17 protein-coding genes are annotated in these 17,881 nt (G+C 63.4%); 14 read left to right on the forward strand and 3 right to left on the reverse strand.

Annotated features, from left to right (window positions below; all coding sequences use genetic code 11):
- Window positions 1-5: 5 nt before the first annotated feature.
- From FHS03_RS22110 to FHS03_RS22135, 6 genes are all read left to right on the forward strand, one after another.
- On the forward strand, window positions 6-1,598 hold the full coding sequence (locus FHS03_RS22110; RefSeq protein ID WP_183443099.1) for an MBL fold metallo-hydrolase: 1,593 nt from the start codon (window positions 6-8) through the stop codon (window positions 1,596-1,598).
- Complete coding sequence (locus tag FHS03_RS22115; RefSeq protein ID WP_183443100.1) at window positions 1,595-3,349, forward strand: ABC transporter ATP-binding protein; 1,755 nt, start codon at window positions 1,595-1,597, stop codon at window positions 3,347-3,349. The genes FHS03_RS22110 and FHS03_RS22115 overlap by 4 nt, the downstream gene beginning before the upstream one ends.
- A 64-nt stretch (window positions 3,350-3,413) precedes the next feature.
- Complete coding sequence (locus FHS03_RS22120; RefSeq protein WP_183443101.1) at window positions 3,414-4,010, forward strand: 2'-5' RNA ligase family protein; 597 nt, start codon at window positions 3,414-3,416, stop codon at window positions 4,008-4,010.
- A gap of 63 nt (window positions 4,011-4,073) precedes the next feature.
- Complete coding sequence (locus FHS03_RS22125; RefSeq protein WP_183443102.1) at window positions 4,074-4,886, forward strand: helix-turn-helix domain-containing protein; 813 nt, start codon at window positions 4,074-4,076, stop codon at window positions 4,884-4,886.
- 24 nt (window positions 4,887-4,910) lie between these two features.
- Entirely contained in the window at window positions 4,911-6,008 is a 1,098-nt protein-coding gene (locus tag FHS03_RS22130; protein ID WP_183443103.1) for a hypothetical protein, read from the forward strand.
- 34 nt (window positions 6,009-6,042) lie between these two features.
- On the forward strand, window positions 6,043-6,468 hold the full coding sequence (locus FHS03_RS22135) for an SUKH-3 domain-containing protein (RefSeq protein WP_183443104.1): 426 nt from the start codon (window positions 6,043-6,045) through the stop codon (window positions 6,466-6,468).
- Between the two features lie 104 nt (window positions 6,469-6,572).
- On the opposite strand, the gene FHS03_RS22140 is transcribed toward FHS03_RS22135, so the two are convergent.
- A complete protein-coding gene (locus FHS03_RS22140) occupies window positions 6,573-7,247 on the reverse strand; it encodes a hypothetical protein (protein WP_183443105.1) in 675 nt (224 codons plus the stop codon).
- A 224-nt stretch (window positions 7,248-7,471) separates the two neighbouring features.
- On the opposite strand from FHS03_RS22140, the gene FHS03_RS22145 reads away from it, so the two are divergent.
- Window positions 7,472-7,918 (forward strand): VOC family protein, encoded by a 447-nt coding sequence (locus FHS03_RS22145; RefSeq protein WP_183443106.1) that lies wholly within the window; start codon window positions 7,472-7,474, stop codon window positions 7,916-7,918.
- A 20-nt stretch (window positions 7,919-7,938) separates the two neighbouring features.
- On the opposite strand, the gene FHS03_RS22150 is transcribed toward FHS03_RS22145, so the two are convergent.
- Window positions 7,939-9,027 (reverse strand): ABC transporter substrate-binding protein, encoded by a 1,089-nt coding sequence (locus FHS03_RS22150; RefSeq protein ID WP_183443107.1) that lies wholly within the window; start codon window positions 9,025-9,027, stop codon window positions 7,939-7,941.
- Between the two features lie 342 nt (window positions 9,028-9,369).
- Between FHS03_RS22150 and FHS03_RS22155 the strand changes: the two genes are divergently transcribed.
- A complete protein-coding gene (locus tag FHS03_RS22155; protein ID WP_183443108.1) occupies window positions 9,370-10,179 on the forward strand; it encodes a TorF family putative porin in 810 nt (269 codons plus the stop codon).
- Between the two features lie 17 nt (window positions 10,180-10,196).
- On the forward strand, window positions 10,197-12,326 hold the full coding sequence (locus FHS03_RS22160) for a methyl-accepting chemotaxis protein (RefSeq protein ID WP_183443109.1): 2,130 nt from the start codon (window positions 10,197-10,199) through the stop codon (window positions 12,324-12,326).
- Here FHS03_RS22160 and FHS03_RS22165 read toward each other — a convergent pair.
- The gene (locus tag FHS03_RS22165; protein ID WP_183443110.1) at window positions 12,323-13,243 is read right to left on the reverse strand and encodes a substrate-binding periplasmic protein; all 921 of its coding nucleotides are present in this window, start codon (window positions 13,241-13,243) and stop codon (window positions 12,323-12,325) included. The two genes, FHS03_RS22160 and FHS03_RS22165, sit on opposite strands and share 4 nt — an antisense overlap.
- A gap of 140 nt (window positions 13,244-13,383) precedes the next feature.
- On the opposite strand from FHS03_RS22165, the gene FHS03_RS22170 reads away from it, so the two are divergent.
- The 5 genes from FHS03_RS22170 (at window position 13,384) to FHS03_RS22190 (ending at window position 17,872) form a co-directional block, all read left to right on the forward strand.
- Window positions 13,384-14,886, forward strand: a complete 1,503-nt coding sequence (locus tag FHS03_RS22170) for a DUF4331 domain-containing protein (RefSeq protein WP_183443111.1) — start codon at window positions 13,384-13,386, stop codon at window positions 14,884-14,886.
- 10 nt (window positions 14,887-14,896) lie between these two features.
- Window positions 14,897-15,130, forward strand: a complete 234-nt coding sequence (locus FHS03_RS22175) for a hypothetical protein (RefSeq protein ID WP_183443112.1) — start codon at window positions 14,897-14,899, stop codon at window positions 15,128-15,130.
- A 65-nt stretch (window positions 15,131-15,195) separates the two neighbouring features.
- Window positions 15,196-16,395, forward strand: coding sequence for a tetratricopeptide repeat protein (locus FHS03_RS22180; RefSeq protein ID WP_221208224.1), 1,200 nt, complete (start codon window positions 15,196-15,198; stop codon window positions 16,393-16,395).
- Window positions 16,392-17,549: a HupE/UreJ family protein gene (locus tag FHS03_RS22185; RefSeq protein WP_183443113.1), complete on the forward strand. Its 1,158-nt coding sequence runs from the start codon at window positions 16,392-16,394 to the stop codon at window positions 17,547-17,549. The genes FHS03_RS22180 and FHS03_RS22185 overlap by 4 nt, the downstream gene beginning before the upstream one ends.
- 8 nt (window positions 17,550-17,557) lie before the next feature.
- Entirely contained in the window at window positions 17,558-17,872 is a 315-nt protein-coding gene (locus FHS03_RS22190) for a hypothetical protein (RefSeq protein ID WP_221208230.1), read from the forward strand.
- Window positions 17,873-17,881 lie beyond the last annotated feature (9 nt).

Consider the following 17,881-nt stretch of genomic DNA (forward strand, 5'->3'; position numbering starts at 1 on the left):
CAGCCATGAAAACGCTTAAAGCCATTGCGCCCAATGTCCGCAGCATCCCGCTGGTCAATTCCTGGTTTGCCCACCCCTATCTGGTGTCGCCGCTGACGTTCGGCCTGTACACCAAGCATGCCCACCTGCCCATGCTCGACTCCTTCGTCGAGGATCCGGCCCAGCATCTGGAGTCGGCCCGCATTCCCGAACTGCTGGGCGGCCCCTTCATCAACTATGACGGCGATCCGGCCGATATGGCGCGCTTCCGCGACGGCACGCGCGAACGCTGCGCCCAGCACCTGCGCAGCGCCGACGCCATCGGCGCCATGTACCAGATGCTGATGACCCAGGCCAAAGGCGCCGGCGTGCCAGGCCTGTATGCCCAGATCGACCAGCAGATCCGCCATGGCATCGATCTGTCCTACGATCTATGCAAGCAGCCCGTGGCGCGCTTCATCGAACCGGTGTTCTATGACAGCCCGCTGTACGACACCTCGCTGCAGACCTGTGTGCTGGAAAAAGCCAGCTATGAGCCGCGCACCTTCGTTTTGAGCACGCCGCAGATCCGCCACAAAGGCGATACGGTGGAACTGCGCCTGCCGTTCGGCGACCCGCTGTGGAACGAACTGTATGGCGGCACGGAAGATGCGGGCGGCTTGCTGGAGCGGCTGCGCGGTCATCTGGCCGATCCGCGCCGTGAGCTGCCGCTGCTGGAAGGCATGCTGGGCGAGCGCCCCGCCCAGCTTGGACGCAATGCCATTCCGGCCGATTCGGTGCGCATCCGCTATCTCGGCCATGCCTGCGTGCTGATGGAAAGCGCCGGCGTCAGCATCCTGATCGACCCCCTGATCAGCTATCCGGGCGAATCGGCCATCGACCACTACACCTTCGACGACCTGCCGCCGCGCCTGGACTATGTGCTGATCACCCACCCGCATCAGGACCATATCGTGTTCGAAACCTTGCTGCGCCTGCGCAGCAAGGTCGATTGCGTGGTGGTGGGCCGTGCCGGCGGCGGCAATCTGCAGGACATCTCGCTCAAGCTCATGCTGCACAAGACCGGCTTCGAACGCGTGGTCGAGCTGGGCGAGTACGAGACCCTGGAATTTGCCGGTGGCCGCGTCATCGCCGCGCCGTTCTACGGCGAACACGCCGATCTGGATATCCGCACCAAGCTGGCCTTCGGCGTGCAGATGCATAACGCGAACTGCATGTTCTTCGCCGACTCCAACCCACCCGCGCCCGAATTCTACGAGCCGCTGCGCAAGATGATGCCGCGCGTCGATTGTCTTTTCCTCGGCATGGAATGCGTCGGTGCGCCGGCCACGTGGCTGTATGGTCCGATGCTGCAAAAAATGCTGACGCGCGGCGAAGACCAATCGCGCCGCCTGGATGGCTGCGATTCGGCCAAGGCGCTGAACATGCACCGCTTCTTCAATCCCGAGCGCCTGTTCGTCTACGCCATGGGCGCTGAGCCCTGGCTGACCCATATCACCAGCATCATGTATTCCGAGGAGTCGACCCAGTTCAAGGAGGCGCGCATCGTCGAGAAGCAGCTGCGCGCCGAGGGCCGCCAGGCCGACGTCCTGTTCGGCAAGATGGAGCTGATACTGTGAGCGGCTCCGGCTCATCGTTGCGCCAGCTGTGGCAGCTGGTACGCATGGCCCGGCCCTCGCGCGGCGCGCTGGGCGCGGCGGCGCTGGCTGCCATGCTCTCGGCCGCCGCCACGCTGTATTTTCCCCTGCTGGCCAAGCGCATGGTCGATGAGCTGGGCGGCGGCCGGCTGGAACCGGCCAGCATAGCGGCCATGGCGGCGGTGCTGGTGGCGGCGGCCATGGCCTCCGCCGTCTCATCCTATCTGCTGGCGCGCACCGGCCACGGTCTGGTGGCGGCGCTGCGCCGCCTGCTGGTGGGCAAGCTGCTGAAGATGCCGGTGCCCACCTTCGACGAGGACAGTACCGGCGCGCGCGTCAGCCGTGTGCTCAGCGACTGCGACTCGATCTCGGAGCTGGCCACGCGCCAGTCGGTCAATCTGCTGACCGGCATCATGCTGCTGGGCGGTTCCGTGGTCGTGCTGCTGCTGCTCGACGTGCAGCTCACGCTCACGCTGTTCGCCTGCCTGGCCGTGGCGTTTGCGATCGTCATTCCGTTGGCCCAACTGCTGGAAGGACTGGCGCGCGGCACCCAGGACCGCACCGCGCGCCTGGCCGGCATTCTGGCCCATGTGTTTTCCGAGATCCGCCTGGTGAAAGCCTTCACGGCCGAAGCCCGCGAGCAGGAGCGCGCCGGCCGCGAGATCGAGGAAATCCGCCTCCTTGGCCTGCGCACGGCGCGCATCAACGCCGGGCTGGAACCCATCATCGGCCTGGCCTTGACCGCCGCGCTGCTGGTGATCCTGATGTATGGCTCGCTGCGCGTGAGCAGCGGCGCCATCGGCATGGGCACGCTCACCGCCTTCCTGCTGTACATCTTCAATGTGGCGGCGCCGCTGATCCAGCTCACCAATTTCACCGCCGAGCTGCAAAAGGCCAAGGGCGCCTCGGCCCGCATCGCCGCCTTGCTCAACGAGGCGGAGGAGGGCGGTATGGCGGGCCTGGTGCAGGAAAACCGGCCCGGCGAGCTGGCCTTCCGCAGCGTGTCGTTCGCCTATCCGGGGCGGGAAGAGCGGGTGTTGCAGAACATTGAACTGGTCTTCCGGCCCGGCACCACGACGGCGCTGGTCGGCACCAGCGGCAGCGGCAAGACCACCATCCTGTCGCTGATCGAGCGCTTTTACGCGCCCTGCGCCGGCGAGATTGTGTACGATGGACGCGCCATTGCCAGCCTGCCGCTGGCGGCCTGGCGCGGCCGGATCGGCTATGTGGCGCAGGGCGCGCCCATCATGCCGGGCACGGTGCGCGACAATATCACCTATGGCCTGGCAGGCGACTATCCGGATGAAATGGTGCTGGCCGCCGCCGCCCGCGCCGGAGCCTTGGCCTTCATCGAGCAAATGCCGCAGGGGCTGGATACCTCGCTGATTGAACAGGGCAATAACCTCTCGGGCGGCCAGCGCCAGCGCATTGCCATCGCGCGCATGTTCCTGCGCAATCCCGACATCCTGATCCTCGACGAAGCCACGTCCAACCTGGACAGCGAAACCGAGTATCAGGTCAGGGAAGCGCTGGAAGCCCTGATGGCCGGCCGCACCAATATCGTGGTGGCGCACCGGCTGGCGACGGTGATGCACGCCGACCGTATCTACTTCCTGGAGGAGGGCCGTATTTCCGGCGTGGGCCGGCATAATGAACTGCTGGGTTCCCACCCCTACTATGCTCGCCTGGTGTCGCGCCAGATGCAACCAGCCCTGGTCGCCCAGCACGGCTAGGCGACGCGTCCGGCGGACCGGGTTTATCATACGGTCTGTGCATGCCGGTCGAATGGAGACGGATATGGCTGAGCAACTGACTTTGCCGGGCATCGATCCCAAGCCGGTCCTGAGCGACCGGCTGATGCTGGTGCTGTTGCCGGACGCGGGCGCCGTGCAGCAAGTCTGCCAGCGGCGGCAGGCGCTTAGCACGCGCTATCGCTTGCACGGCCGGCCGATTATCCCGGGCCGCATGCATATCACGCTGGCCGGTTTCGGCGACTTTCCCGGCCTGCCGCCGCGCCTGGTTTCCGGCTTGAGCCGGCTGCTTGCCACGGTCGATGCGCCTTGCTTTACCGCTTGCCTCGATACCGCCATGAGTTTCGACGGCGCTCATATGCGCGCCAAGGGACGGCACGCGCTGGTGCTCAGCGGCGACGATGGCGTGGCGGGCGTGCGCATCCTGTACGCGGCACTGGCTCAGCGCCTGCGCGCTGCGGGCTTTCGCCGCGTGCCGCGCCAGATCATGCCGCATCTCACCCTATCCTATGAAAAGCTGCATCTGGCGCCGGTCCAGGTGCAGCCGGTCAGGTGGCCGGTGCAGGAATTCGTGCTCGCCCGCAGCCGGATCGGCAGCGGCGAGCCGTATGCCATCCTTGGCCGCTGGCCTTTGCGCCATTGAGCTGCCAGCCGCCGCTCTGTGCGGATCTGCTAAAGTAGGCGCATCAAATTTAGCAAGACGCTTATGCTTTGCAGACCGCCAGGCGCCGCGCTGCGGCCCTTCATCAAACAGCTTTGGGTACACGATGCCGCCCAAACGGCCCATCCCGGCCGCGAACATGTGCTGCCCACCGGTCTGGCGCACCTGGTCTTCCGTCTGGCGGGACCGCCTTTGCGCATCTATGCCGATGCCGGTGATGCCAATGGCGCTGTGCTGCGCGAGCCGGTGCTGGGCGGGCCGCGCAGCAGCTTCTATATCAAGGAAGTGGGACAACCGGTGCTGAGCGTGGGCGTGCAGCTGGAACCGGGCGCGCTGCAGGCCCTGTTCGGCGTCAGTGCTGCCGAATTGGCCGGCCGGCATACGCCCTTGTCCGAACTATGCGGAGGGCAGGGCGACAGCATGCTGCAGCAATTGAGCGAGGCGGCTGGCGCGCCGCAAAAGCTGGCCGTGCTGGAGAGCTGGCTGGCGGCACGGCTGCCGCGCGTCCACGGCCTGCATCCCGGCGTGGCGCAGATCCTGGGCGGCATCACGCATGAAACAACGGTGGATGAGATGGTGCGCGCCAGCAGCTACAGCCATCGCGGCTTCAATGCCCTGTTCAGCCAGGCCACCGGCTTCAGTCCCAAGCGCTACACGCGTCTGCTGCGCTTCCAAGCCTTGCTGGCCGCCGTGCGCACCCAACCGCAAACCTCGCTGAGCGAATTGGCCCTGGCCCTGGGCTATAGCGACCAAGCCCATATGAACCGCGAATTCCGCGAGTTCGCCGGCCTCACGCCGCTACAATACCGCCTGCTGGCGCCGGAGGCCGCCAACCATGTCAGACGGTCTGCCGGCTAGAAGATTCCTGAAATTTCGGAGCACATGAATACCACAACAGTCGCAATCCATTCCTTCCCAGTGTCGGACGTCCCCATCCTGGATGCCCGCTCAGTCAAAGCCGATTACGGTCACTTGCTGGTGCTTACCGAAGATGGCACTTTCCATGGCATTAATCTGGACACAGGGGAGGCATCAAGCCTTTTCCGCATAAGCCTTCCTGAACTGCCAGGTGGAGACGAGGGCAGCTATTTTGGCGCTCCCGCATTCCGCTTGCACGCGTCGGCGGACGGACGGTTTGCCGCCGTCGTTGTGGACAGGGGAAGGACCGGCATCGTGGTCGACATGGCATCCGGAAAACTGACGATGCATCTCGATGGAGGCGATTATCACGAGCACACCGTACCCTTCAGCGCAGGTTTTACCCGCTTCCAGGGGAGGAATGTACTCATACACCGAACGGCCTGGAACCGGCTCGACGCGGCGGACCCGGCTACCGGTGAATCGCTCACCAGCCGCGACATCGCTGTTTATGAGGCGGGTGGCGAAAGGCCCGATCATTACCTCGACTACTTCCATGGGCAACTGCGCCTTAGTCCCGATGGAAGCCGGCTCTTTGACGATGGCTGGGTATGGCATCCGGTGTCGGTGCCGCGCATCTGGTCCGTCAGCGACTGGCTCAGATCTAATCCATGGGAGAGCGAGGACGGCCCATCCATCGTAGATTTCCCAATTCGCGAAGACTGGAATATCCCCGCTTGCTGGATCGACGACAGGCATGTCGCGCTATGGGGACTTTCCGAATGGGACGAGGACGAATTCGAGGAAGTGGCAAAGGGACCGGGCGTACAGATTCTGGATGCGGAATCGAAGGAGAGGGCGTCGCCCGAGCGCTGGCCGATGGACCTGAATGGAGGCAAGATCCGGGAACTGTTCAGCGATGGACAGCGCCTGTACATTGCCGACGAATCAGGTACTACCGCTTGGGATATCGCTTCGCGCAGCCAAGTCTCAGCCTGGCCCAATTTCCTGACGCATATATTCGACGCCGAGCGCGGCATGCTTTTCGCGATCAAGTCCACGGCAATTTCAGGGTTGCGGCTTCCATGTGCAAGCGGGAAAGAGGGACGCTTGGTAAAATGAAAGAATGCCGGAAATATTAGGAGTTACTGTAGAGATGTTCGACTTATCTGAAGGCATCCGCCATTATTTTAAGAAGGCCGGCTGGGTGCCGAGCAATATTCACGCCGAAATACCGCAATCGCCGCGGGAGAAGGCGCTTGCCTTGCTCAGCGAGTTTGCTGGTTTGGAGGTTGGCAGCGTTGGCGCCGGCATCGAATTGGCAACGAGCGACGTTTGCTTCTATTCAGAGCTGAACCCCAAGGCCAGCGGAGTGCTAAACGCCTGGAAGAAGCAAACCGGCGAAGTCGAAGCGATAGCTACGGCACACCATGACCACATCATTATTTACGTCGGGGTACATGGCTTTTACGCGTTCACCGATCCCGATGATAAGCTTTACGAGCTTGGCCCGGAATTCTCGCTTGCCATGGAAAAATTACTACTCGGCTTGAGCTACGGCACTGCCATGAAGCGGGATTAAGCGCGGCAGTGCGCAGCAAATTAATTGATGTGCAGCAGCTCAGACTTGATCTGGCGCTGGCAGCCAAATGAGTTCAAGTTATCAAGCGGTGGCTATCTTTTGCTTCAATGTTTGCCCGTTTCACGCGCCTTGTCTGCAATACGTTGGGCAGCGGCTAGTTCCGCCATGCGCTGTTCAGGCTTAAGTTCAACGATCGACATCATCAACTGCCCCTCGGGTGCGTACATGGTCGCCTCGTTTGCTGTGGGTCCCTTAAGGTCGCGATAAATCAAGCCTTGTGCCACCGCATATCGATAGGTCAGCGCTGGATCTTTGGCGATAAGCGCATCACCCGTCACCGTGTGAGTCCAGAGATAATTGAGCGTGAACAGATCGCCGCTCTCAGCTTCTTTTGCCAGCTGATCCAATACTTTCGCTTTCCATTCCTGTACCAGAGGGTCGTCTGGTCGTGTAGTCAGAGCGCTGCGGTCGCCAAATGGCTCTTCCTCAGCCACTTGTATAATCGCCCCGCTGACGCCGGCCTTGGCTGCCGTCGCGAGATAGTCGAAGCGTGACAGGCGCAAGCGCTCGGTCATTCCTGCACACAGTTTCGCGTCGTGCTGCTTTTCGCTGTCGTTCATGCCGCGGTAGGGAATCAAGTTGCGGTTCTGCGTGACCTCCTCCATGTCAAAGATCATTCTGTCGTGCTGGCGGTTGAATTTGTCGCAGTTGGCAATGAGCCAGTAGGCCTCATAGGCATTTTCAGGATCGTGCGTGGCGATAAGCCGATCAAGCTGCACGCTCAGCGGCGCGTCTTCCGTTGCCTGGGACGAGCGCGAGGGCAGCTCTGCCTTGGAGAGAGTTGCGGGCGCTGGACGTGTTTGGGGAGTATGAATGTCTTGCTTAGCCAGCCAAGGCCATTCCTTATCTCTACCGAGCTGACCGCCAACGCCAGGTCAATTTTCTTCAAGACCGCATTGGGAAACGCGCCTATAGTGCAGACTCCATTCACAAGGAGCATGCCATGATCCACGAATTGTTCGCCTATCTCTGCGTCAGCGACGCCAAACAGGCGATCGCCTTCTATACCGATGCCTTTGGCGCGAAAGAGAAATTCCGCTTGACCGAACCGAGCGGCCGCGTCGGCCATGCCGAGCTGGATTTTGGCGGGACCATTGTCATGCTGTCGGATGAATTTCCGGAATGCGATATCGCCAGCCCGCGCACCATCGGCGGCACGCCAGTGACCATCCATCTGCATGTGGACGATGCGGACGCCACGATCCGCCGCGCCATCGAGGTCGGCGCGACGCTGGAGCGCGCGCCGGCCGATGCCTTCTACGGCGAGCGTAGCGGCGTGGTGCGCGACCCCTTCGGCCACCGCTGGAATATCGGCCACAGCATCGAGGAGGTCTCGCCCGAGGAAATGCAGCGCCGCTATACGGCGCTGATGGAGCAGGGCGCCGGATAAGCGGCATCCGCAGGACCGGCTTACTGCTGCCGCACCTGCTCCCAGTCCACCTGCCAGAAGCCGTTGCGCGTGGCCGTCTTGTGCGCCACGATGGCGGACGGCAGGTCGAGCTTGAGCGCCGCCGCCCGCTCGGGATCGATCAGCATGGTCGGCGTTTTCTGGCGCAGGATGGGCAGCACGTCGGGCTTGGTGCGGTTGCGCAGTATCTTCCCGGCCTGCACGCCGGCCAGGCTGCCGACCTGGCGGAAATCGGCGCCCACATACATCACCGCGCCCGGCACGTGCACCATGGCCAGCGTGACCACCGGAATCTGGTGGGCCGCGCCGAATTCGCCGAGGTCGATGGCCGGTTCGTAGCGGTGCAGGCCGTAGTAGGTATCCAGCGGCACGGCGAACATCTGCACCCCTTTCCCGTCCTGGAACATGGCCTTCAGCGAAGGCACGATGCTGTCGCTCTTGCCCACCTGGCGCGCCGTCACCGACATGCCGATCTGGCTGGCGCTGGAACTGGCGGCGGCCACGTTGGCGACGCCGTTCTCGTCGTCGGTATGGATCATGCCGATTTTTTTCACGGCAGGGAAAACCTGCTGCACCATGCGCACCGAGTCGCGCATGTCCACATACAGGGTGGAGCCGGTCACGCCCGGCCCGCCGTCGCTGAGCGAGACGCAGCCCGCTTCCAGCGGGTCGGCCACGGCGGTGAAGACCACCGGTACGCGCGCATCTTCGAGGATGCCGCGCGCGTGGCGGGTGGCCGGCGTGCCGATGGTGAGCGCCAGATCGGGCTTGGCGGCGGCAATGCGCGCCGCTTCCTGGCGGATGCGGAACAGCACGCCCAGGCGGCTCCAGAAGCCGCCATTCTCCACGTCGAAGTCGATGCGCACCCGGTTTATCTTCAGGTTCTTGCCCTGTTCGATGCCCTGGCTTTTCAGCGTGTCGAGAAAACCGTTCAGGGCTTCCTGATACGGCTCGATGTCGGTCACCTGCAGCACTTCGAGCTTGAAGACGTGGTTGTCGTCCATCGATGCCATGGGCAGCAGCTCGAAAGCCTGGGTGGGCAGGGCGGCCAGGGCGATGCTGAGGGCGAGGAGTCTTCTGTTTTTATTCATTTTCGGCCTGTTCGATGAAAAAAGATAAAGCCATTAAAACAGAAAGCGATGCCAGTTCGGCAATGAATCGACAGGTTTTGCGAGCCAATTTTTGCACCGGCGCGGCCAGAGTTGGAAAACAACCATTATTCACAAATGAGAACGTTTTCCATTTAGATTGTCATATGCAAGTCATGACGTCGTTTTTCTGGCCACAGACTGTCCAATATCTGGTGCACGATTGGACTTTCCCTTCCAAAATCGGAGAAAATATGAGATGTTGTCGCGAAGAACTTGTTTCCGCTTGGATTCATGCTTTCCCAAGATTACATAACTTATTGTCACAATTAATAGGGAGGCATTATGAGAGAGAACTTTGCCAAGTTGGCGCCGATTGCATGTTCCTTGCTGTTCTGGACAGGCGCGGTGCAGGCGCAGGCAAACGCGGAAGCGGGCAAGGCGGCCGAAGCGCCGCCAGCTCCCGCCTTGACGGGCAGCGTAACGCTGGCCTCGCAATACGTATCGCGCGGCATCCGCCAGACCTGGGATAAACCGGCTTTGCAGGCCGGCCTGGATTATGTGCACCCGAGCGGCTGGTCGGTCGGCACCTGGATGTCCAACGTCAGCAAGCATTTCATCGAAGACGGCTTGCTGGAATGGGATATCTACGGCGGCTACAACGGCACGGTGGGCGACGTGGGCTACAGCGCGCTGCTGTATTACTACAAATATCCGCGCGCCGAGATCCACGCCACCGGCACCAAATTCAATTACACCGAGGTGTCGCTGGGCCTGACCTACAAATTCCTCTACGCGAAATACAACCGCACCGTATCGCGCGACTTCTTCGGCATCACCAATGCGCGCGGCACCGGCTATCTGGACATCGGCGCCAACTACGATATGGGTTCGGGCTACACGCTCAACTTGCATCTGGGCGATGGCCGCGTGGCCGGCGCCGGCAATGATTTCTGGGATTGGCAGGATATGAAAGTGGGCGTGACCAAGGCGCTGGACAAGGGCTGGAGCGTGGCCCTGGCCTACACCAAGGCGCGTTCCGACAACAATGGCTATAGCAATTACACGACCGGCATTCCGAATGCGAACGGCGTGGTGGAATACAAGGATGTCGCCAAAGGTACGTTGGTGGTATCCGTCAGCAAGGCCTTCTGAATTTAAGGAGTAGTAGGATGAAGCAATTAAAAGCTAAGCTTGCGGACACAACCCGGGCTGGCCTCTCGCTGTCGCTGAACGCCAAAATCTGCGCGGCGGCGACCATACTCGTGGTGCTCAGCCTCGGTGTGACCGCCACGGTGATCGGCATCAAGAGCAGCAATACCGCCGAAGCGGACGCCATGAATCTGGCGCGCACCGCTTCGCGCGAGGCCGCCGGCGCGCTGCAAAGCCGCATCACGACCAATCTGGCGACCGTGCGCGGCGTGGCCGACAGCATGCGCGCCACGCGCGGCAGCAAGCAGCCGATAACGCGCGAGCAGACCGGTGAAGTGGTGAAGGCGGCGCTGCTGTCCTCGCAGGACTTGCTGGGCGCGGCAGTGACCTGGGAGCCGAATGCGCTGGACGGCAAGGACGCCGAATACGCCGGCAAGAAGCCGGAGTACGACGATACCGGCCGCTACATGCCTTACTGGACCCGCACCGATTCCGGCGGCGTGAATGTGGAGCCGATCGTGTTCTCGCCGCAGGCCGGCGCCAACGACTGGTACGACATCCCCAAGCGCAGCGGCAAGGTGTATTTCACCGAGCCTTACGTCTACCCGGTCAACGGCAAGGATGTGCTGATGGCGTCCCTGGTGGCGCCGATCATGATCGACGGTAAATTCCAGGGCACGGCCAGCGCCGACTTCATGCTGACCTATCTGAGCAAGATCCTGGCCGACATGAAGACCATCGACCAGGGCACGCTGGCGCTGGTGTCGAACGGCGGCCTGTATGCCAGCCACCCGAACGCCGCGCTGAACGGCAAGAAGGCGGACGACATTCCGGCCACGGGCCTGGAACGCATCCGCCAGGGCCAGCCTTATGAATACCAGGATGACAAGGGCATCGTCCATATCCTGCAGCCGATCGTCCTGCACCCGGACATCGGCGCCTGGTCGGTGCAGCTGAATTTCCCGCGCAGCGTGGCCACCGCCTCGGCGCGCGAGCTGATGGGCTACACCCTGATCGTGTCGCTGCTGTGCGCCTTTGCCACCGCCGTGGCCCTGGTCGCCATCCTGTACCGCCTGACGCAGCCGCTGCGCACCCTGGGCACGGCCATGACCGGCCTGGCCAGCGGCGACGCCGACTTGAGCGCAAGGCTGGAGGTCAAAGGCAACGACGAACTGGCCGTGATCGGCAAGGGTTTCAATGAGTTCATCAGCAAAATCCACGCCGTGCTCACCGAGGTGCGCACCAGCTCCGACAGCGTGGCCGTGGCCAGCAGTGAAATCAAGCAGGGCAATGCCGACTTGTCGGCGCGCACCGAGCAGCAGGCCAGCGCGCTGGAGGAAACGGCGGCATCGATGGACGAGCTGACTTCCACCGTCAAGCAGAACGCCGACAATGCGCGCCAGGCTAACCAGTTGGCGGCATCGGCTTCGGAAGTGGCGACCAAGGGCGGCGCGGTGGTGTCGCAGGTGGTCGATACCATGGCCTCGATCAACGATTCCTCGAAAAAGATTGTGGACATCATCAGCGTGATCGACGGCATCGCTTTCCAGACCAATATCCTGGCGCTGAACGCGGCGGTGGAGGCGGCGCGCGCCGGCGAACAGGGACGCGGCTTCGCCGTCGTGGCCTCCGAGGTGCGCAACCTGGCGCAGCGCAGCGCGGCGGCCGCCAAGGAAATCAAGGAGCTGATCGGCGACTCGGTCAGCAAGGTGGAAGCGGGCAGCCAGCTGGTGGTCAGCGCCGGCAGCACGATGGATGAAGTGGTGTCCAGCGTGCGCCGCGTCAGCGACATCGTAGGCGAGATTGCCGCCGCCAGCGTCGAACAGAGCACCGGCATCAGCCAGGTCAACCAGGCCATCACCCAGATGGACAGCGTGACCCAGCAGAATGCGGCCCTGGTCGAGGAAGCGGCAGCGGCGGCGGAAAGCCTGCAAGACCAGGCGGCCAAGCTGGTATCGCTGGTGAGCGCATTCAAGATGGACAGCGGCATCGCGCCGCCGGCCATGCAGCGCGCGGCCGCGCCAAGATCGGCGGTGTCCGTGGCCAAGCCGGCGCCGGCCCGCAAGGCTCCGGCTCCCGCGCCGAAGAAACCGGCGGCGGCGTCCAAACCGGCTTCCGTCAGCGGCGACGACGGCTGGGAAGAGTTCTAATCGACGTGGGCGGCGGACTGTGACCGGCAGTCCGCCCGCCGTTCTTTCCCTCTCGGCCCTTCGGCTGCCGAGGTCCGCCACGGCGACATGGGCCGTCCCTGGCCGTTCCTGAATCCCTCGCCGCGCCGTCTGCGCGGCGTTCCCGCGCCGCTGGACGGACCTGGCGCGCCAGGCGTATTGGCGATGGCGCGGTTCAATTTCTCCATCAAACCTTCCGGCACATTGCTGCTGCAAACGATGTGGCGCGGCAGGCCGGCCGGCATATCGGGATATTCCAGCATGGACAGGGTCTGCGCCAGCGGATCGCGCTCCCTGAAGAAGGCCCAGTCGGCGCGATCCACAATCACATAAGTGGCGCGGCCGGCGGCCAGCATGCGCAGCATCGAGGGCGTGTCCACGGTGCGCCGCATGATCTGGTTGGCGCTGCGCGCCATCATGCCGTCCAGTTCCGGGCCGTAGGACACGCCGTCGATCACGCCCAGCGTCAGCTCCTTATTGGCCAGCAGTTCGGGCAGGGTGGCGTGCGCCTTGACCTCGTCCAGGTTGCGCGTAGAGGTCAGCACGATATGGGTCTGGTCCATGTGGAAGGGTTGGCTGAACTGCGCCACGGCCTCGCGCTCGGGCAGGCGATACCAGCTCACCGAACAGTAATTCGGCTCGCCATGCGCCAGATTGTTCCAGATGCGCCGCTGCGGCTCATTCACGAAGCGCGTCGCAATGCCCGCCTCGGTGAAGATGGCTTGCGCGCGCAGCAGCAGCAAGCCTTTCAGCTCACCGTTCTCCGCGTAGTGGTAGGGTGGTTTCAGGCGCCACGCCACCGTGATGGTGGGCATCGGCTGCGCCACCGCCATGGAACAGCCCAAGCCGGCGAACAGGGCCAACAGAGCGGGTTTCAGGCGTGAGGGGTGGATATTCATAGGTTGACGATTATAAGCATGTATTGCTAAAACATCAGCATTGCCGAAGGCCTGCATAGGAAAAAATTTGAATCCATCCGCGTCTCCGCTGCGTATAAGGAAGGGCAACACCTTCCCGTTCAAACAAGCAGGAGGATCAGATGGACAATATCATCAAGTGCCCGTTGCGGGCCGCACTGGCGGCCGGCATGTTGGCCAGTTTGTTGGCGGCGCCGGTCCTGGCGTCCAGCCACCGCGAAGCTCCCTTCATTGCCCGCATTCCCAAGGCCGACGCCACGGACTTTTACATGTTCCGCAGCTATGAGCCGGGCCGCGAAAAGTTCGTGACGCTGATTGCGAACTACCTTCCCTTGCAGGACGCCTACGGCGGTCCGAACTACTTCCAGCTCGATCCGGATGCGCTCTATGAAATCCATATCGATAACAACGGCGATGCGAAGGAGGACATCAGCTTCGAGTTCCGCTTCACGAATACGGTGAAAAATGCGCAGTTCGCGGTCGGCGACAAGAAAGTGCCGATACCCCTGATCATCAACGGCGGCCCGATCAACGATGTGAACCCGGCGGGCCTGAACGTGCGCGAAACCTATTCCGTGACGGTGGCGCGCGGCGACCGGCGCGGCGGTTCGCGCGCGGCGCTCAGCAACGCCGCCAACGGCAGCGCGGTGTTCGATAAACCGGTGGACAATATCGGCAACAAGGCCATTCCCGACTATGCGGGCTATGCGGGACGCCATATCTACAACGTGAAAATTCCCGGCTGCGAAACGCCGGGCCGCCTATTCGTCGGCCAGCGCAAGGATTCCTTCGCCGTCAACCTGGGCGAAACTTTTGACCTGATCAACTACAAGGCGCCGGCGGTGGAGTTCCTGCCCAACGCGGAGAAGAATGCGCGCGACGATCTGGCCGACAAAAACATCACCACCATCGCGCTGGAGGTGGCCGCCGCCTGCCTGACCGCGCCGGGTTCGAGCGATCCCGTGATCGGCGGCTGGACCACGGCCAGCCTGCGCCAGGGGCGGCTGCTGAATCCCGTGCCAGGCAATGGCGCCGGCGCGTCGAAGGAGGGGGGCGCCTGGACCCAGGTGTCGCGCCTCGGCATGCCGCTGGTGAACGAACTGGTGATCGGTTTGAAGGATAAGGACCGCTTCAATCACAGCAAGCCGGCCGCCGATGGGCAGTTTGCCACCTATGTGACGAATCCCACGCTGCCGGCCCTGGTCGAGGTCTTGTTCGGCAACGTCGGCGCCAAAGCCCCCGTCAATTTCCCCCGCAACGACCTGGTGGCGACCTTCCTGACCGGGGTGAAGGGCTTGAACCAGCCCCTGAACGTGAAGGCGTCCGAGATGCTGCGCCTGAATACGGCGATTGCGCCGGCGCCGATGGGCGCGCAGAAACGCCTGGGCGTGATCGATGGCGATAACGCCGGCTTTCCGAATGGCCGCCGCCCCGGCGACGATGTGGTGGACATCGAATTGCGTGTCGCCATGGGCAAGCTATGCACGCTGAACCTGGGTTGCACCCCAGCCGACGCGCCGGCTGGCGCCATCCGCTTTACCGATGGCGCGTATCTGGACGACAGCTTCTTTACCGCCGCCTTCCCGTATCTGAAGACGCCGCTTCCCGGCTCGCCCCAGAATTAAGGAGACGATCATGAGAAGACTGATCCTGAGCGCCGCCTTGCTGCTGAGCGCCTGTGGCGGTGGCGGCGGCCATGGCGGCATGGCCGCGCCGTCCGATCCGCCCGCACCGCCCGTTGTCGCGGCCGATGTTTTCCTGTCGCTGGTGCAGACCAGGACTGGCGCGAGCGACGAAGAGAGCGAGCCGGTCGACCTGGACGCGCTGGCCGCCACCTCGCCGGAAGATGCGGAACCCGTGCCGCTGTAAAGCGTTTACCGCCATGGACGGGCCGGTCCAATCGTCCATGGCGCTCAAGCTTAAGGAGGGGAATCATGCAAGCCATTGCTATCTTCATTGCGGCCTGGCTGGCCTGGGTGGCTTGGCCAGCGCGGGCGGATGCCAGTCCCCGCATACCGCGTGATAACGCGGAAGTGCTGGAGATCCTGCCGCGCAGCGCCGATGAGCTGGAGCGGGAGTTGCGGCGCATGCGGACCGCGCTGAACGCCGCGCCGCACCAGTTGCCGCTTGCCGCGACCCTGGCGCGGCGCTATATCGAAGCAGGGCGGCGCGAAGGCGACCCGCGCTACTTCGGCCAGGCGCAGGCGGCGCTGCAACCCTGGTGGAACCAGGCGTCGCCACCGGCTGAGGTGCGTTTGCTGCGGGCTACGCTGCTGCAAAACAGCCATCGGTTTGCCGAGGCCCAGGCCGAACTGGCGGCGCTGACGCAGCAGAATCCCGGCGATGCGCAAGCCTGGCTGACACGCGCGAGCGTGCATGTGGTCCTGGGCCAATACGCCGAAGCCAAGGCCGCTTGCGCCAGGCTGTCGCGGCTGGCCAGCCCCCTGGCCGGCGCCGCCTGCATCGCCAATGCCGGCAGCTTGAGCGGTAATCTGGCGCGCAGCGAACTGCTGCTGCGCGCGGTGTTGGCGCACTATCCGGACGAAGCCGCCGGATTGCGCGTCTGGGCGCAAACCCTGCTGGCCGAGATGGCGGCGCGGCGCGGCGACGCCGCCTTGGCGGAGCAAAGTTTCCGCAGCGCGCTGGCGGCGGACTCGCGCGACGGCTATCTGCTCGGTGCTTACGCGGACTTTCTGCTCGATCAGGAGCGGCCGGGCGAGGTTGTCGGCCTGCTGCGCGCGCATGGCCGCAACGACGCGCTGTTGCTGCGCCATGCGCTGGCGCTGCGTCAGTCCGGCGAGGATAAGACCGCGCTGGCCGCCGCCAACCAGGAATTGCAGCTGCGTTTTCAGGCCGCCGCCATGCGCGGCGACACCGTTCATCTGCGGGAAGAGGCGCGCTATGCATTGCATCTGCGCGGCGACAGCAAAACAGCCCTGCGCCTGGCGTTGGCCAATTGGCAGGTACAGAAGGAAGTGGCGGACGCGCGTATTTTGCTGGAAGCGGCGCTGGCAGCGGGCGACGCGCAAGCCGCCATGCCCGCCATGCGCTGGATCAGGGCCGTGGGAATGGAAGACCGTGTACTCGCCCTGCTGCTCGGCAAGCTGGAATCGGGGATGCGGAGGGCCTCATGATGCGCCGCCTGAAAAATCTGCTGCTGATCTCGCTGCTGATGTTGCCGGTGTCCGCAGCCTTCGCCCACAAACCCAGCGACAGCTACTTGAGTCTTGAGCTGAAAGGTAGGCAGATCGAAGGGCAGTGGGATATCGCCCTGCGCGATCTGGACTTTGTTCTCGGCCTGGACAGCGATGGCGATGGCCGCCTGACCTGGGGCGAGGTGCGCAGCCATCATGGCCGGATTGCGGCATACGCCCTGTCGCGGCTGGACATCTCCACCGGCGCCGCGCCGGGCCACGCTTCGGGCATGTGCCAGATCGGCGCCGGCGAGTTGCTGATCGACCGCCATACCGACGGTTCTTATGCCGTGCTGCGCCTTCATGGCGAATGCGCCGCCGTGCCGGCGCAGTTGAAGCTGAGCTACCGCCTGTTTTCCGATACCGATGCGCAGCACAGGGGCTTGCTGCGCATCCGGCTGGGCGAGAGCGTGCAGACTGCGATTCTGGGCGGCGATCGCCCGCAGCAGACAGTGCAAGCGAACGGCGGTACAGCGCGTTGGCACGCCTTCCTGGAGTACGCCCGCTTGGGCGTTCAGCACATCTGGGCGGGTTTCGACCATATTTTGTTCCTGCTCTCCCTGTTGTTGCCAGCGGTTCTGGTCTGGCGTGAACATGGCTGGCGGCAGGCCGATAGCCTGTCCGCCGCCACCATTGACGTATGCAAGATCGTCACCGCCTTCACCCTGGCGCATTCGATCACGCTGAGCATTTCCGCACTGGAGCTGCTGGCGCTGCCATCGCGCCTGGTGGAGGCGGCGATCGCGGCGTCAGTCATCGTGGCGGCATTGAACAATCTCGTCCCCTTCATGCTGCGCAAGCGCTGGATGGCCGCTTTCGGTTTTGGCCTGGTCCACGGCTTTGGCTTTGCCGGCGTGCTGGCGGGGCTCGGCTTGCCGGCCGGTTCGACGCTTCTGTCGCTGGCCGGCTTCAATCTTGGCGTGGAGCTGGGTCAGTTGGCGATTGTCGCGCTCTTCCTGCCCTTGACCTATGTCTTGCGCGCCACCTGGTTCTATCAGCGGGCGTTGCTCCGTGGCGGTTCCGCCGCCATTGCGCTGCTGGCCAGTGTCTGGCTGCTGGAGCGTTCTCTCGACATGCAATTGGCTGGTATTTGAGGTGAGCCATGAATGCTTCAATCGTTCGCGCCTGCGGCATGGCGGCGGCAGGCGTCTGCATCGGCGCGGTTCGCGCCGATGAAACGCCGCTGGTGGTGCAGGTGGTCGGCCACTACAACCAGTCCATAGGCAATTCGGACGCGGCGAGCGAAGGTTCGGTACGCGCCGCGCTGATCGAAAAGCGCCCGGCCTTGCGTACCGGCGAACTGCTGGAATTTGTGTCCGGCGTGATCGTTACCCAGCATAGCGGCGACGGCAAGGCCAATCAATACCATCCGGTCGAGCCGCGCTCCTTCCGCTTGACGCTGACGCGCCGCTTTTAAGCCGGCGGG

It is taken from the genome of Pseudoduganella violacea (genome assembly GCF_014191875.1).
In the GTDB taxonomy this organism is placed as follows: domain Bacteria; phylum Pseudomonadota; class Gammaproteobacteria; order Burkholderiales; family Burkholderiaceae_D; genus Rugamonas; species Rugamonas violacea_A.